Annotated in this window: 18 protein-coding genes; 14 read left to right on the forward strand and 4 right to left on the reverse strand. The window is 44.8% G+C overall.

Annotated elements, in window-relative coordinates:
• Positions 1-431 precede the first annotated feature (431 nt).
• From NG798_RS21105 to NG798_RS21115, 3 genes are all read left to right on the forward strand, one after another.
• Positions 432-566 (forward strand): hypothetical protein, encoded by a 135-nt coding sequence (locus NG798_RS21105; protein WP_261225682.1) that lies wholly within the window; start codon positions 432-434, stop codon positions 564-566.
• A 135-nt stretch (positions 567-701) separates the two neighbouring features.
• Positions 702-1,019, forward strand: coding sequence for a hypothetical protein (locus NG798_RS21110; protein ID WP_261225683.1), 318 nt, complete (start codon positions 702-704; stop codon positions 1,017-1,019).
• Positions 1,020-1,258: 239 nt separating this feature from the next.
• The gene (locus NG798_RS21115) at positions 1,259-1,552 is read left to right on the forward strand and encodes a hypothetical protein (protein ID WP_261225684.1); all 294 of its coding nucleotides are present in this window, start codon (positions 1,259-1,261) and stop codon (positions 1,550-1,552) included.
• Positions 1,553-2,520: 968 nt separating this feature from the next.
• On the opposite strand, the gene NG798_RS21120 is transcribed toward NG798_RS21115, so the two are convergent.
• Positions 2,521-3,060: a thermonuclease family protein gene (locus tag NG798_RS21120; RefSeq protein WP_261225685.1), complete on the reverse strand. Its 540-nt coding sequence runs from the start codon at positions 3,058-3,060 to the stop codon at positions 2,521-2,523.
• An 80-nt stretch (positions 3,061-3,140) separates the two neighbouring features.
• Here NG798_RS21120 and NG798_RS21125 point away from each other — a divergent pair, with 80 nt between their 5' ends.
• The 3 genes from NG798_RS21125 to NG798_RS21135 all read left to right on the forward strand — a co-directional run bounded on the left by NG798_RS21125 (position 3,141) and on the right by NG798_RS21135 (position 4,555).
• Positions 3,141-3,734 (forward strand): DUF4417 domain-containing protein, encoded by a 594-nt coding sequence (locus NG798_RS21125; RefSeq protein WP_261225686.1) that lies wholly within the window; start codon positions 3,141-3,143, stop codon positions 3,732-3,734.
• A 359-nt stretch (positions 3,735-4,093) separates the two neighbouring features.
• Complete coding sequence (locus tag NG798_RS21130) at positions 4,094-4,390, forward strand: CHAP domain-containing protein (protein ID WP_261225687.1); 297 nt, start codon at positions 4,094-4,096, stop codon at positions 4,388-4,390.
• Positions 4,391-4,399: 9 nt separating this feature from the next.
• Positions 4,400-4,555: a hypothetical protein gene (locus NG798_RS21135; protein ID WP_261225688.1), complete on the forward strand. Its 156-nt coding sequence runs from the start codon at positions 4,400-4,402 to the stop codon at positions 4,553-4,555.
• 342 nt (positions 4,556-4,897) lie between these two features.
• Here NG798_RS21135 and NG798_RS21140 read toward each other — a convergent pair whose 3' ends face one another.
• Entirely contained in the window at positions 4,898-5,200 is a 303-nt protein-coding gene (locus NG798_RS21140; RefSeq protein WP_261225689.1) for a carotenoid oxygenase family protein, read from the reverse strand.
• Positions 5,201-5,456: 256 nt separating this feature from the next.
• On the opposite strand from NG798_RS21140, the gene NG798_RS21145 reads away from it, so the two are divergent.
• From NG798_RS21145 to NG798_RS21170, 6 genes are all read left to right on the forward strand, one after another.
• Complete coding sequence (locus tag NG798_RS21145; protein WP_261225690.1) at positions 5,457-5,960, forward strand: DNA-processing protein DprA; 504 nt, start codon at positions 5,457-5,459, stop codon at positions 5,958-5,960.
• A gap of 120 nt (positions 5,961-6,080) precedes the next feature.
• Positions 6,081-6,503 (forward strand): MAPEG family protein, encoded by a 423-nt coding sequence (locus tag NG798_RS21150; RefSeq protein ID WP_261225787.1) that lies wholly within the window; start codon positions 6,081-6,083, stop codon positions 6,501-6,503.
• Between the two features lie 21 nt (positions 6,504-6,524).
• Positions 6,525-7,016, forward strand: coding sequence for a YajQ family cyclic di-GMP-binding protein (locus tag NG798_RS21155; RefSeq protein WP_261225691.1), 492 nt, complete (start codon positions 6,525-6,527; stop codon positions 7,014-7,016).
• A gap of 208 nt (positions 7,017-7,224) precedes the next feature.
• A complete protein-coding gene (locus NG798_RS21160) occupies positions 7,225-7,500 on the forward strand; it encodes a DNA cytosine methyltransferase (RefSeq protein ID WP_375338990.1) in 276 nt (91 codons plus the stop codon).
• A 70-nt stretch (positions 7,501-7,570) separates the two neighbouring features.
• Positions 7,571-8,233 (forward strand): hypothetical protein, encoded by a 663-nt coding sequence (locus tag NG798_RS21165; protein WP_261225692.1) that lies wholly within the window; start codon positions 7,571-7,573, stop codon positions 8,231-8,233.
• 19 nt (positions 8,234-8,252) lie between these two features.
• Positions 8,253-10,271 carry an alpha/beta hydrolase gene (locus tag NG798_RS21170; protein ID WP_261225693.1) on the forward strand — a complete coding sequence of 673 codons (2,019 nt, stop codon included), beginning with the start codon at positions 8,253-8,255 and terminating at the stop codon, positions 10,269-10,271.
• Between the two features lie 222 nt (positions 10,272-10,493).
• Here NG798_RS21170 and ispD read toward each other — a convergent pair whose 3' ends face one another.
• Entirely contained in the window at positions 10,494-11,180 is a 687-nt protein-coding gene (ispD, locus tag NG798_RS21175) for a 2-C-methyl-D-erythritol 4-phosphate cytidylyltransferase (RefSeq protein WP_261225694.1), read from the reverse strand.
• A gap of 203 nt (positions 11,181-11,383) precedes the next feature.
• Here ispD and NG798_RS21180 point away from each other — a divergent pair, with 203 nt between their 5' ends.
• Together NG798_RS21180 and NG798_RS28040 are read left to right on the forward strand one after the other, a co-directional pair.
• Entirely contained in the window at positions 11,384-12,358 is a 975-nt protein-coding gene (locus NG798_RS21180) for a glycosyltransferase family 9 protein (protein ID WP_261225695.1), read from the forward strand.
• A 592-nt stretch (positions 12,359-12,950) separates the two neighbouring features.
• Positions 12,951-14,090 (forward strand): peptidoglycan DD-metalloendopeptidase family protein, encoded by a 1,140-nt coding sequence (locus tag NG798_RS28040; RefSeq protein WP_261225696.1) that lies wholly within the window; start codon positions 12,951-12,953, stop codon positions 14,088-14,090.
• A gap of 69 nt (positions 14,091-14,159) precedes the next feature.
• On the opposite strand, the gene NG798_RS21190 is transcribed toward NG798_RS28040, so the two are convergent.
• A complete protein-coding gene (locus NG798_RS21190; RefSeq protein WP_261225697.1) occupies positions 14,160-14,645 on the reverse strand; it encodes a CRR6 family NdhI maturation factor in 486 nt (161 codons plus the stop codon).
• Positions 14,646-14,716: the final 71 nt, after the last annotated feature.

Genomic DNA, 14,716 nt, shown 5'->3' on the forward strand with positions numbered 1-14,716 from the left:
GATTTAAAACCTGAAATCCAGACTTCATCTGAATTTTAAATTTTGAATTTTAAATTTTGAATTTTGAATTGGTATAACTTATCCCAATTCTTTATGAAGCTGCGCTAAATAAAGCCTCCAGAATAAAATCGTAGACCGGCACTCCGAAGCCCATTCCTACACAAATGCAGACCACCGGCCACCCAACTAACCCCGAATAATGCGATCCGCCACCGGCCCCCTTTACCCCACGATCCGCAAGCCACTCAACAGTTAGCTAAAAGCTTATTTGGATTCACGGGCGCCGGTAAATGTGATAGATCCGGCTTCTGTATAGGGGCTAGGGGTTTTTATGGTGCCGGTGGAAGTGGGGCCGGTGGATGTTCAAAGGCCAGAGAATTTTCTGGTGCTAGTGGATTTTTAGGGGCCGGTGGACGTTGAGGGGCCGGTGAATGCTCACAAACCAGCGGATCTGCTGGATGGCCGGTGGAATTCGCGATTTGCCGGTGGATGTTGAGGGGCCGGTGAACCTGCCGAAGTCTTTGGATGTTGAGGGGCCGGTGAATCTGCGTGATTGTCGTTGGTAGGGTGGATTTTAGGTTGTCGGCAGATAATATGGACTTTTATCGATAGCAGCAATGGAAAAGTGATCGGGTTTAGCCGAAGAATTAATGAGGAATAAGCGTCATAAGATGCCTTTTTTCCAGAGTGGGCAACGAGCTATGAGTTTTATTCTATCTGCGATAAGCGCTTTGTTGTCACCCCGTCAGTTTCGAGAAGGAGATTGGGGGTTCTGGTTTGGCACATCTGGCTACCTGTTGGGAGCATCAGTTTTGATTCTGCGCTCGCCCCTCTATCTCCAGCGTCCAGTCGCACTGGGGCTTTACGGATTATCGCTGCTGGGCAATTGTTACCTCGTTTCTCCCACGTCCGGTTTGGAGTGGTTTCTGCCGTTCTTTTTCCTCAAAATTCTGGTTAGCCATTTGCTTCCAGAAACGCCCTACTATACCGGCATATCTCAGGATCTTCATCAGGATTGATTAATGTCGCTAAGGGCCGACTTCTGTAAAGTGACTTCTGGATATTCAGATGCCGATGGATGCAATAAGATTAGTAAGTGAGCAGCCAAGTATTTGAGGGGCAGTGGCTAAGTCGGCCTATATTTGAGGGCCGCTAAACGCGGTAACCCAGCCCTATGTTTAAGCGCCGATGAATATTGGAGTATGTGGATGTCGATATAGCGGAGCCGATATATGCTCCAAGGTCAGGGAATGAGCGAGTGAATATTGCAGGGTCGGTTGATATTGTAGAACCAGTGCATGGTGCAGGGCCGATAGATGGAGAGATGCTGGTGGAAGCTCAGGGGCCGGTGCATACAGTGGCGAACCTCCAGACACCAATTGCTCTGCTGGATGGCCGGTGGATTTTTGGGGGCCGGTGCATTTTTAGAGGCCGGTGGATATTGAAATGCCTGTGGAACTCCTGGGCCTGTGAACCATTAGAGGCCGGTGTCTCGCTATCGGCATTCCCGGCGGATGTCGGCCCATATCGTATCCCACCGGCCTCCAACTAAAACAAGGGTATTTTATCGCATCGACTTCCCAGGCGGACACCGACCCATACCTTATCCCACCGGCATCCCAATAAACGTGGGCAAATTACCGCACCGGCATCCCAGACAAACCCCAACAGCTAACTAGACTTAGGTCAATTACCGGAATACGCATCGGCACTCATGGCCACTTCGCTCTCACAAAGACAGACCACACACCGTTTAGCCAACGATCCGCAAGCCAGTCAAGAGTCAACTAAGAACCCCCGCGCGATTCACCGGCATCGACTTCTATCAAGGGACTGTGGATATTACAGGGCTTCGGAATCTGCCAAGGGCCTATGGATGTTAAGATCCCGATGGATCTCCCCAATCGCTATCGGAAATTAATTGAATGGAAACACTAATAATCCGTAGTGTTTTTCATCCAAAAACTTAACTCCCCACTCGTTGGGGAAATTAATTGAATGGAAACCTGTGTAGGATTCTCTTGTTTAAACCGGCCCATTTTGTGTTCCCAACTCTTTGGGGAAATTAATTGCCGGCGGAAATTGAATTTTTCAAGAGGCAACTAAAAATCTATTTCGATAGACCGCATCGGTGGATGTTATAGGGGCCGGCGGATACAATAGAGTCGGCGGATCTGCAAGGATCGGTCGATATTCAATATCCAGAACATCCTGGCAATTGGCTTTCTAAAAGTTTAAATAACAATCAAACTTCCTCTCGACCAGTTTGATTATCTACACTTCGACAGCGCTCAGTGACCACTTGATGCTATGGAGTATGTTCTACACAAGCGCGTCCTAACCGCCCTTGCGGTTGCTATATTTCAGAAACAGGCCGAGAGAATTTGTTGCTGTTTTGGTCGCTCGGAAGTCCTTCTATTTTCCTGATTTTGTTTCTTGATATACTTTCCAAATATTATTTTGTTGATGTTAACACTTTATTTATTTTACCATATATAATTTCTCAACCAGGAAATTAAATTAGATTTGGGAGGTAGTTGTAAGTAATTCTTTGACTTCCCTAGCGGTTAGCAAATTAGGGACACTCCAGATGCCTTTTTTTAAGCGAAAAGCTTCCTCACCTTTCCGAATTATTCGACAATAAAGGTTAAGATGCCGTCGTTTGGGAAAGTCATAAATTCCGAAAGGCAAAAAGTGCCAGCACATCCCGTTTTCGCATAAAATGGATTGAATATTGTTGGACAATTTGGTGTTATTCAAGTACGCATCACTAATCCATCGACCAAAGAAATCTTGCGAGTATGGCTGAACAATTAGAGTTTGGTTTGCGAGTAAGTCGGTCAAAAAAGTTTTAGATGCGTCGCCCCACTGCCAATGAGCTAAAATTTGAGAATCTATCTCCGCTGTTGTTCGTTTGGGCGTTTCTGGCGCATCAATCCATCTGAGACGGATGGCTATTCGTTGGCCGTTTAAATTACAATTTATGGTGTCGCCGTCTACTACAAAAAAATTGCCAGGGGTTGCTACAAACTTTTCCATAATTTCCACCATAATTTCCATTATTTCGTTATTATACTATCATGGGACTCTCATCATTTAACACTCACTTCGACTTTTATCCGCTCTTAAGCCCTTCTGGTATGCCAATTATTAAAGGCATCGAGCAACCCATTGAAGGCATGAAATTAATAGTATATGAGCCTAAGAAAATAAAAGAGATAGATATAAAGTCTGAAATATATTGCATAAACGGATTTACAGATGATGTCCGAATTAATTGCCTGTGGAGTTACCCGATAGAGTCAGCCAGGACAATTCAAAGAATCGGAATTGCTATCACACCAGATTACACATTAGATTCAACTTGGGCAGAACCAGTAAATCGCTGGCAAACCTATCGCAGTCGTTGGGTAGGCGCTTTTTGGGAATCCAAAGGCATTAAAGTTATTCCCTCCGTTAATTGGTGTGATTCAAAATCATTTGAATATGGCTTTGAGGGTATTCTTCCTAATACAGTTATGGCAATTACAACAAATACTGTTTTTGAAGCTGATTTTTGGTCATTTCATCTCGGTCTACGGAAAATGATCGAGGTATTACATCCTTCCAAAATTTTAGTTGTGGGTTGCAAATTTCCCGAATTAGAGTTAGAATTTGGGGAATTAATAAAAAGATACAAACCGCATCTTAGATTAGGGGATCGGTTCTATTTCAGCACTTCGACGAAGGCTTAGTGACCACACTTCGGCAAGCTCAGTGACCACGCAACTTAGTTATGTATAAATTTGATTTTGCGGTTATTGGTTTTATTATCGGGCTAATCACCAGTAGCGCTAGTGCGGTTTGAATAATTTCTGCATGGAAAGCCAAACTAGAGCTAGAAATCGCCACGAATACAAAGCTGATTAATGAGACTAGGAGAATATCCCGCAATCATTTCAGGGAAGTTAGAGGCGAAATTCGAGATGTTCAAAATTACCTAATAAAAACCGATCTTGAACCACCCTTTCAAATTCGGAAATCGGAGTCTGGGGATTTTAGCGATTTTTCGTAGTTAACCGGCTTTACAGTGCCTTGGCCCTAATAATTGATTATGAAGTCAACCATCACACCTCTCAACATCACTCCAGCCGATATCCTACCAAACAAGGCCATTAAACCAGGCGATGTTATTGTGTTTTCGGGAGTTGATATCGTATCGAGGCTAATTCAATTTGTTACCCGCAGTCCTTATTCCCATGTCGCAATTGTCATTTCGGTGGAGAAAGGCCAAATTTTCATCGCTGAATCAACTTTATCTGGCTTGGATTATAAGCAGCAAAAGCTCGTTGAGGGCGTGCAGATAGCAGCGCTATCTAACAGAATTACCGGAGCATCTTCGATTGGATAAAAATTTCTTTTGCCTTTAAAAACACCGCTAACCGACGAACAACAAGTTAGAATTTCGTCATACGTCGAGGGGGGTCATACCAAAACATACGATTATCGCCAAGCCATTCGAGACGTCTCGCCGAACGTCCGAAGTCTTGCCGAAGGGTCGAGTCGCGGGCATTGATATATTTGATAGAATTATTGGGGAAACCAAACCATGTTCTTCTTCCTTCTTTTGCTCGGAATTTGTGGTATCGGCTCTACAACATATAGGGATTTTATCATAAGCTATAAATAGTGCAGAACAAACACCCAAAGATGTGATTTCATTTGATTGTTTTGAAGAATTAATACCGCTTAATTAAGTTAGGAGATAAACAAAAATGACTTCAACAATCCAATTCACACAATCTCGATTCACAATTGTAGAGAGAATATAGAAAAAGTCGGGATGGGGAATCGCCACGACTCAAAATGGACGCAGAGGGATTGTCAGACTACCGAAGTAGCAAAACCCTGTGAAGCGTCAAGAATCACCGCTCCTAAAGGACGGTGAGTATTTCAAGTAACGGTATGTGGCTGTGGCCGTTGTGCCGGTGAAATGAATTCCTAATACTGCTCCATCGCCATCAAACCAATGTCCCATCCTCTGATTATTTCTTTCCAGACGAGCAGGGCCATTTCGGTAGAGAGAACCCTGTAAACGGCGCGGAAGTTGACCGGCTACTAAGGGTAATATTGCCGGGCCAAATTCAGCGGCGCTCGGTCGTAGGGCTGTCGCCCATGTTGGGGCCGGTTGTGTTGCGGGTTTGGTGGACATATTCGTCATAAAAGTTGTTCGTAGTTGGCCTTTAGCCCTCTTCCATCTTAGAAAGCTTGCGCGATCACAACCAATCAAAAATGGTTCGTAGTAGGGCTTTAGCCCTCATACATCATAGAGCGCCGCCAATCAAAAATGGTTCGTAGTAGGGCTTTAGACCTCTTCAAGCTTAGATCCCTTGCCCTATGTCTAGGAATCAAAAATTGTAATCCAAGCAAGGTTTGCTACAATAACGGGGTTGTATTTGTAAATTTTAAGCGCGTCTTTGAGTCAATCCATAGAAATCTCAAAAATAGATACTCTGGCGCAAGAACTGGCAACGATCCAGCAAACCGGCTCAAAACGGATTGCGCTATTAGGTTCGCGTCATGTTCCCATTACCCACCAGCACCTCATTGAGATGATGAGTTACGCCCTGGTTTTATCAGGAAACCGTATCATCACTTCCGGCGCCACCGGCACAAATGCGGCTGCTATCCGAGGTGCCATGCGAGCCGATCCAAATATGCTGACGGTGATTTTACCCCAAAGTCTGGAACGCCAGCCAGCAGAATCACGCGAGCAGCTAGAACAGGTAATGCACTTAGTCGAAAATCCTGGCAATGATACGCTTTCTTTAGCAGAAGCGAGTGCTTTATGCAACCAAGAAATTGTCTCGCGTTGTCAGCAATTGATTTGTTTTGCATTCCACGACAGTCACACACTATTACACACTTGTCGGGAAGCTGAAGAACAGCGCCGTGTTGTGACTTTATTTTACTTTGATTGAAATTTTGTCATGGGTCATTGGTCATTGGTCATTGATCCCCCCCCACCCCCCTTAAAAAGGGGGGGGACTTTTGACAAATAACCAATGGCAACTAACCCCTTACCTATTTGTGAATCAATCATGCAATTGCCAGTCTCTGCTATTTTGTTATATGCCATTGCGGCGGCGGCTTTCTTGATTTATGCGCCGTTTATGGTTGTGGGTTTTGCTCGCGCTAAAGTGGGCTATGATGTCTCTGCACCCCGTGCCATGTTTGATAAATTACCGCCCTATGCTCAACGAGCAACGTGGGCACACCAAAACTCTTTTGAAACGTTTATGGTGTTTGCAGCGGCGGCTTTGATGGCTTATGTCACCGGCCAAAATTCAACAACTGCGGCTGTAGCAGCCATTGCTTTTGTTGTGGCGCGCGTGTTTTTCTCAGTTTTTTATATCTTGGATGTACCGATTCTGCGTTCTTTAATGTTTGGCATTGGTACGCTTTCCACTGCTACACTATTTGTCTTGAGTCTGTTAAGTGTAACGGCTTCAGGAACTCTTTAAAATTTTTTTTGGATTTTGATTATGGCGTCTACTTACTCTTTTGATATTGTCAGCGATTTTGACCGGCAAGAATTAGTTAATGCTGTGGATCAAACCGTGCGGGAAGTTTCCAGCCGCTATGATCTCAAAGATACAAAAACGACGGTTGAACTGGGCGATACCGCGATTACAATTAACACAGCCAGCGAAATGACCCTTGATGCTGTTGCTTCGATTTTGCAACAAAAAGCAGTCAAGAGAAATCTGTCGTTAAAGATTTTTGACTATGGCAAAATTGAGCAAGCCAGCGGGAATCGCGTCAGACAAGAAATCACCCTAAAAAAAGGCATTGCTCAAGATATAGCCAAGCAAATTAGCAAATTGATTCGAGATGAATTTAAGAAGGTTCAAGCCTCGATTCAAGGCGATGCAGTGCGGGTTACTGCAAAAGATAAAGATGAGTTACAATTGGTGATTCAGCGCTTAAAACAAGAAGATTTGCCGGTGGCTTTACAGTTTACAAACTACCGCTAATTTTGCCGGCTTTTTCGTTCTGTGGCTCAGCCACAGAATGCAATTTTATAGGCTCAGCCTAGTGCATTACTAAAAGGTAAGCCTAACAGCTTATGGAGATGAAACCGGCAGCAAGTTTAAATAAAAAAATTGCTTATCTGGACTTTCTTAACCACGAGATAAAATTACCCTCCCTAACAGCCAAAAAGCCTTTAGTGAATGTTAGAAGATGCCGGCGCTACTTATCGGCATAATTTACAAGGCAAGAAAAAGTGCCCGTTTGCAAAGTTTTCCAGATTGGTTTGAATTTAAAGGCTCCGAAGAAAGCCGGTGTAAACAAATTGGTAACGCCGTCCCGCCGCTTTTGGCAAAAGCTTTAGCGGTTTATGTAAAAGCTTATTTAAAATTTCATCAAACCTCAACAAGAAATAAAGATAATTTACTTAATCACCCGATACAGCTATCTTTTAATTTTGTAGGAAAGCATACCTACAAAGCCCTTTAATCTATCAGAACCGGCATCAAAACTTTTTTTCTCTTAAAATTCAGATATACCCCAACCTATCAAACCCAAGATGAAACTTAAACACCTCCTCACCGGCACCCTCCTACTCACCCTCCTACTCACCCCCCCAGCAAACGCCCAAAGCCAACCAACCATCGAGCAAATTCTGCAAGCCTGCGCCTATCAACAAACACAAACTCTCCCCATGCCATTTACAGACATCCCAGACAACCATTGGGCACGGGAAGCCGTTATAAATATGTACTATTGTGGAGGCGTGCGCGGGCCAATAGCCGAAGCCGAATTACGCAGAGTACAACAACAAACCTCAGTAAATATCAAAACCTTATTATCCGCCCCCACCACCCTTAAAATAGACAATCGACAATATAACTTAGAAACCTATCTGTGGCGAGATTTCATGCCAATGACACCCCCCGATGGCACCCCCTTAATCGCCTCCCTTCGCCTCAGCGCAGCCGATGGTAAAATAGTCCCGAATTCCCTTAATGCTAACCGAATCTGGTTAATAGAAAACGGACAAATTCTTTGGGAAACAAACTTAGCAGACGAAAACCGGCAACCCCCATCAAATCAAATTAAAAGAATTGCTCGAAATGGCCCTAATTTGCAACCAGGCACCGCCGTTGATATAGTAGTTCAAGTCACAGACAACAAAAATCAAACTTATTTTATCAAAGCCAGCAAACAAATCATTCAACGCACAGATTAATTTCCCAATAAAAACCCTTATGAAAATTAAACCCCTTTACGAATTCCCCTTTTCTTGGCAAAACAAAACCCCCGAAAACATAACCAGCGATTGCCAATGGTTAGAATTAATTATTCGGACAAGCGCCCCCTTTTCCGAAGCCTGGATTAAAGCCAGAATAGTTCAACTCGCCTATCCCAACCCCCCCGGAAGTGTCCCTTCCGCCGACAATATCCCCACCTATGCCGGCTTAGAATCAGAAAGAGAAATTGTCCAAGCCATCCGCTCAATTTGTGACCTCAAACAATACCCCTGTTTAGCCGAAACTATAGACGAACAATATGTAACTCTTACCCTCAATAGTTGGAGATCAAAAAAATTTAGCCAAGCCGTAAGTCGCAACTTTGAAATTTATGCAGATCGCCTACACAACAACGTATTTTTAATAACAAGCACCGCCTCAATTTCCCTCCACGTTGAACGCCAACTTCCCCCCTTAGTTCGCTATCGACCACTTTTTAATATCCAAGAATTTGCCCAAATTATTAAACAAAAATCCTGTCAACGCCTCACCCTCAGAACACACGGCTACGCCAACAACTCCCGAAACTTTTATAAAGCCTTCATGGCAGAAGCCGACGCCCTAAACCGCACCAACAATCCCAGCCAAGAAAACACCGACACAGACGTAACCAGCCTTGACGAAAAACACTTTTATGTAGGCTATCATTGGCCGAGTGAACAACCAATAATTAGTCCGGGGTTGTGGGTAGACTTTCGCTATCATGCCAACATAGTCAGCAAATTTTTATTCGTCATTGCCCTATTTTCTCTCGCCTTTGGCACCATTTTATACCTATTATTAAAACTTTTTGTTATTCCCCTCCTCGTCTCCTTGGGAACCTTTTCCAGCGTAGCAGAACTCGGAAAGGCAATAAACTTTAGCAACACCGTCGATATAGCCGTTTCGTTGTATTGGATCATCCCCGCAATCTTCGTATTGTGGGCAATTTTCATGCAGATATTACGAGTCGTTGCCTACCAAAGAGATCGCTATCGCGCCCTCCATTATGGAGCCCCCGATTTAGGCGAATTCTTCTGGCGATTAGATAAAGCCCTCACCACCCAAGAAAAACGCAATCAAACAAAAGAAAAAATATCAAATATCGAAGAACCGCTTCCCCCACCCCCAAAAAAATCCCGAATTATTGTAAACTTAATTGGGCATAGCATGGGAGGATTGCTATTAGTAAACGTCTTGAGACTTTTAGCCGACCGATTTGGTAAAGATGACCGAGGCTCCCTAGAACCCGATTTTATCACCATTACCACCGAAGAAGGACAAGAATTAAGAGCACGCCCCGAAAACGAAGACGACTCCGACTCCATAGGCGAACATTTATTGCTCGATAAACTTATCTTAGCCTCCCCAGATATTCCCCTAGAATTTTTACGCGAAGGACGCAATAACTATGTGCGTTCAGCCATGCGCCGGTGCCGGCAGATATATTTATTTTCCAGTGACCGCGACATTGTACTGCGCTACCTCGCCACCTTGGGCAACTGGTTTAGTGAACCCAGCATTGAAATGTCAGGCTATCGACTTGGCAACGTTTTTTTACAACGAACCAGTCCAAAAGATCCGACTTCTAGCTACCGGCTGTTAATTCGTAATATGTTTCATCCTCGTTCCGCCGTTAAAGCCACCTCCGCCTACGATTTATTTCAAAAATTTAACTATATCGACTGCTCAGAAATGCAGGGAGTTAACGGCGTAAATCTTCCCCTCAACCCCATCACCGCCCTCCCCATTGACATCCTCAACGCCGTCTTTTATGCCTTCAAAATTGACCCACACGGCGGTTATTTTTTCACTTTCACCCCATCTTTTGCCATCATTAAACTCCTAATCACCCTAGAAGATGCCTCAGACACAAATATCAATTTGCAAATTAACACCCTCATCGAAAAAACTAAGCTCAGATTTTTAGCCAGCCAACCTTTTATGACTCCTCCCCCTCCATTGAGCCAAACTTTAAATGTATCTAAAGAAACGTAGAAACCGCCAACAAAAAATCTACTATCAGCATTCAACAAGATAGTAATAGTTTAGAAACCTCTATTGACTGTTGAAAGTCTGGGCTGATTTGATGTGGATAGTTGATCTGGTTTTGAGGGATTTTTTAACCGCAGATGAACGCAGATGAACGCAGATGGGCTATCTGTTTTGGTTTTAGGTTGTTGGGTTTTTTATGGATAAGATTTTTTGTTACAGAGGAAGTTATTGGTTACGACGCTGACGTAAGATAAATTCAGCAATTGCTAAATCTACTGGGGTTGTGACTTTTAAGTTTGTTTCTTCTCCTTCTACGACACTCACCGGCAAACCACACAACTCAAACAAAGCTGCATCATCTGTCACTTCCCAACCCAAACTACGGCCTTTTTCGTGACACTGTTTTAAAAGATTTACTTCAAAACCTTGGGGAGTTTGGGCCGCCCAAAGATTGCGCCGGTCTGGCGTATCCCGAATTACAAGCGCCTCATCAACAACCTTAATCGTATCTTTGACCGGCACCGCCGCCACTAACCCCTGACAACCCAAAAGCGCCTCAGCACAGCGATCAAACAAACTGGGAGTCCCCAAACACCTCGCGCCGTCATGGATTAAAACCCGCTTGGCATCAGCCGGCAACCCTTGTAAACCGTTATAAACCGACTCTTGACGAGTTTCCCCCCCCGCAATCAACACCACCGGCAACCGCAAAGAAACCATCGCCAAAATTTCCTCAAAAGCCGGCCAATCCGAAGGCTGGCCAATAATACCCACCCATTCAATCGAATCACTCGCCCCCACCGCCGCCAGAGTCCAAGCCAAAATCGGTTTACCCAACAAACTCAATAAAAGCTTATTGCGGTCACTGCCCATCCGGCGGCCCATTCCCGCTGCTGGAATCAATAAATGCACAACTTACTCCTTTGTAAAAAAAACAACTAGGGCGTACTTACCCCGCTAGTGGGTAGCGCCGTTCGCGCAGCGCCCTCTAGGGATAACGCCGTGATTGCCCCACACAGGGGTTATCTCCAGATGAGTGTTAGCCAAACTCGATCTACCACACAAATTACCTATCAACCTATAGAATAAGACTTTGGCAAGCTAAATCAACCACAATGCGAATACTGGCACTTGTCCCCGGTGGAATTGGCGACCAAATCTTATTTTTTCCAACCCTGGAAGACCTCAAACGGTCATACCCAAACGCCAAAATAGACATTATCGCCGAACCGCGATCCAAAGCGGCCTACCGCGTTAATAAATACTTTCACGACAAATCCCTCAACGTCGTTAACTTCGACTTCAAAGACCGCAACGGTCTAGCAGACTGGGGAAACTTGTTAGGAATCATGCGCGATGTCGAGTATGATGCCGTACTCTCCTTGGGACAAATACCCACCCTTGGCCTACTTTTATGGTTAACCGGCATCCCCAAACGAGTCGGCTACAACACGGCTGCAAGCTGGTTTCTTACCAACAGCCTCCCCCTGAAAACCGACCAATATAAAGCCGAAACATACCATGATCTCCTGCAAGGTTTTGGTATCACCACAGCTTGTCCCAATCTCTCAGTCACCCTCCTCAAAGAGGATATCGCCTGGGCCGAAAGAGAACAGCAAAGACTAGGTATCAAAAACAGCGGCTATATTCTGTTGCACAGCGGCGTGACTCAAGTCACTAAAACCAACGGCATTGACCAAATTTATCCCGTCAACAACTGGCAAAAAATTATTCAAGACATCCAAAAACGCCAGCCTCAACTGCCGGTGGTTGCCATCAAAGGCCCAGAAGATGAAGAATTAGTCAGCGAACTTTTGCAGGCTTGTCCGGGGCTAAAACTCACCTCCCCGGAAAATGTCGGCGAGTTAGCAGCCATGATTGCCGGTGCAAACTTAATGATCTGCACTCCAGGCACCCCCATGCACCTAGCCGTCGCAGTCCAAACTTATACCATCGCCTTATTGGGCCCCAGCGAACCGAAACAACTGTTGCCAAACAGCGATAAATACATCGGCATTCAATCTAATACCGCTGCAATGGCTGATATCTCACCCGAAACAGTTATTAAGAAAATTTGGGGAGAAAGTTAAAACCATAGGCTTTTGGCCATTGGGGAAAAATCAAACGCCCGAATTTTTCCCCAATACCGCCCTATGCTTCGATTTTGGCCAAGCCACCGCATTTTTACAGATATAAGTTCATCTAGTCACAAGCACCTACAGCAAAAATCAGGGAATCTACGGATATATTTTTTTCCCACAAAAGACAAACTAGATTTAGGGTATTAAGCAAAGGTTGGAGAACTACTTCCTCACCGGCTGATTTAGACACAAATCACCCACAGACCGGAGGACGTGTTTTAGCTGCTCAAAAAACAGCAAACAACCTAGTAAGCGCGGGTTTTAAGGGCAGAAAGCATCTAACATTTAAACAAAAAAAGCAAAAAAGTTCAGGCAGTTTCATTGCTCTGCCTAAACAGAATTAAAGCCAGGATAAAAAGTGCCGGCTTTGCAAAAAGAAAAGCCCGCCTTAGCCCAACCAAAAAATCCCCTCAAACCTCTGTTAATTAAACACATTTTTTTGGCCAAATTTCTGACAAATTCTTGGCGCTTGGGGTGCATCTGCCGGTACAGCAACTACATAGCAGCCTATAGTTGCACTTGATTTCAGGAGAATCTAAACGTGGAAACCGTAACGCCAGTTCTTGCCGATCCTCATCCCCATTCGCGCACTCGCACTCACTATGCACTGATTGGACTGGCCCTTTCCGTAGGAGCAACCAGCCTATTTTTGCCCCGCCAGGGCGATCAAGCCAACGCCACAGAATATATCCCCCCAACCGGCACCCAGAGTGCTGTTCACACCTCAGAAGTCACAGCCACTTCAGCCGAAACCCAGATACAATCTTTAGTGAGCGGGCCGGCTGCCAAAAAAATCGAATCAGCCCCCCAAAATGCTATTGATGCCGGTGTTGCAACAGCCACCCAGAACGTTAACCCAACGCCTGATGCGGAAGTTATGCCAGTTGCCATTCAACAGCCAGAAACCTACAACCAATCACTCCAAAACAACTCTAGCGACAGCTTAAGACAAGAAATTATCCGACTGCGGCAAAAATACCGACGCCTTAAAGAACAGCCGCAAACCCATTTGTCTCAAACCACTTCTATTACCGAAGATCAGCAAGATTTGCAATTCAGGCAAACGACTCAAAGCGTGCAACTCAACTTAGAAAATTTACGCAGAAAAAGAAACCTAGAGTTGCAAGTTCGCAATAGTTCATTAGAAAATCCGACAAATCTCCAAACCAATCGCCAAGAATTAATAGCCGTAGCGCCTTTGGGGTCAGAAGCCTACGAATATGACATCAAACCGCGCTTTGTTTCACCGGCCTTACCACCTCTAAACCGGCCCGACACCTACCTGCCAAAAACTCCAGCCATTTTTGAGGGATATATTTGGCCGGCCCAAGGAACACTAACCTCTGGCTATGGTTGGCGTTGGGGAAGAATGCACGCTGGAATAGACATTGCCGGGCCCATTGGCACACCGATAGTCGCGGCTGGCGGGGGAATTGTCACATTTGCCGGTTGGGATGAAGGAGGCTATGGAAACCTCGTAGAAATACAGCATCCAGATGGCAGCATCACCCGCTATGCTCACAACAACCGCATTTTAGTCCGAGAAGGGCAACAAGTGGAAGGCGGCCAGCAGATTGCCGAAATGGGAAGCACCGGCAACAGCACCGGCCCGCATTTACACTTTGAAATTCACCCCCAAGGAAAAGGCGCAGAAAATCCCCTTGCCTATTTGCGAACTTAAATTAAATACAAACAGGGACATCAAAAATAAGGGTGAGGGGGAAAAGAAAATTATCTTGATCCCAACCCATTACTTATTGCCCATAACCACCGCCTCAAAAAACGCTTCGTCAAGTTCATAACCCAACATTTGAGCCAAAGCCATCAACTTAAACTTGCTCGGAGCGTTAATAGAAAACAACCAATCAGAAACCACAAAAATTTTTTGCATAATAAAAATTTCTAAAGCTTCGGGGTTAAACTGTATTCCCTCTGTGCGGTGAAATTGGTGGGGCACCAACATCGCAGTATAACGGGCCAACTCTCCACTATTACCCATTAACAACACCGGCAACCAAGGATAACGAGCATCTAAACGAAGAAACCAGAGACGCACTTCCGGAATTTCCGATAATTCGCGGGGATCTTCGGGTTCAGTGGGATAATCAATTTCAAAGGACAACTGCTCAGATGCAGCTTCAGAGCCTTTTGCCAGCACAGCCTCGATAGCAGTTTGGGCCGGTGAGAGATCCAGCGAATCGATGTTTTCAGAGTTTAGAGGAATTGTCAATAACATTTAAGGAATTTTCCGGTTTAAATTTGAAATTGTCATCCTATCCGTAGAGAGTCCTAAAGCACTCTCCCCTA

The organism is Ancylothrix sp. D3o (assembly GCF_025370775.1).
GTDB lineage: Bacteria > Cyanobacteriota > Cyanobacteriia > Cyanobacteriales > Oscillatoriaceae > Ancylothrix.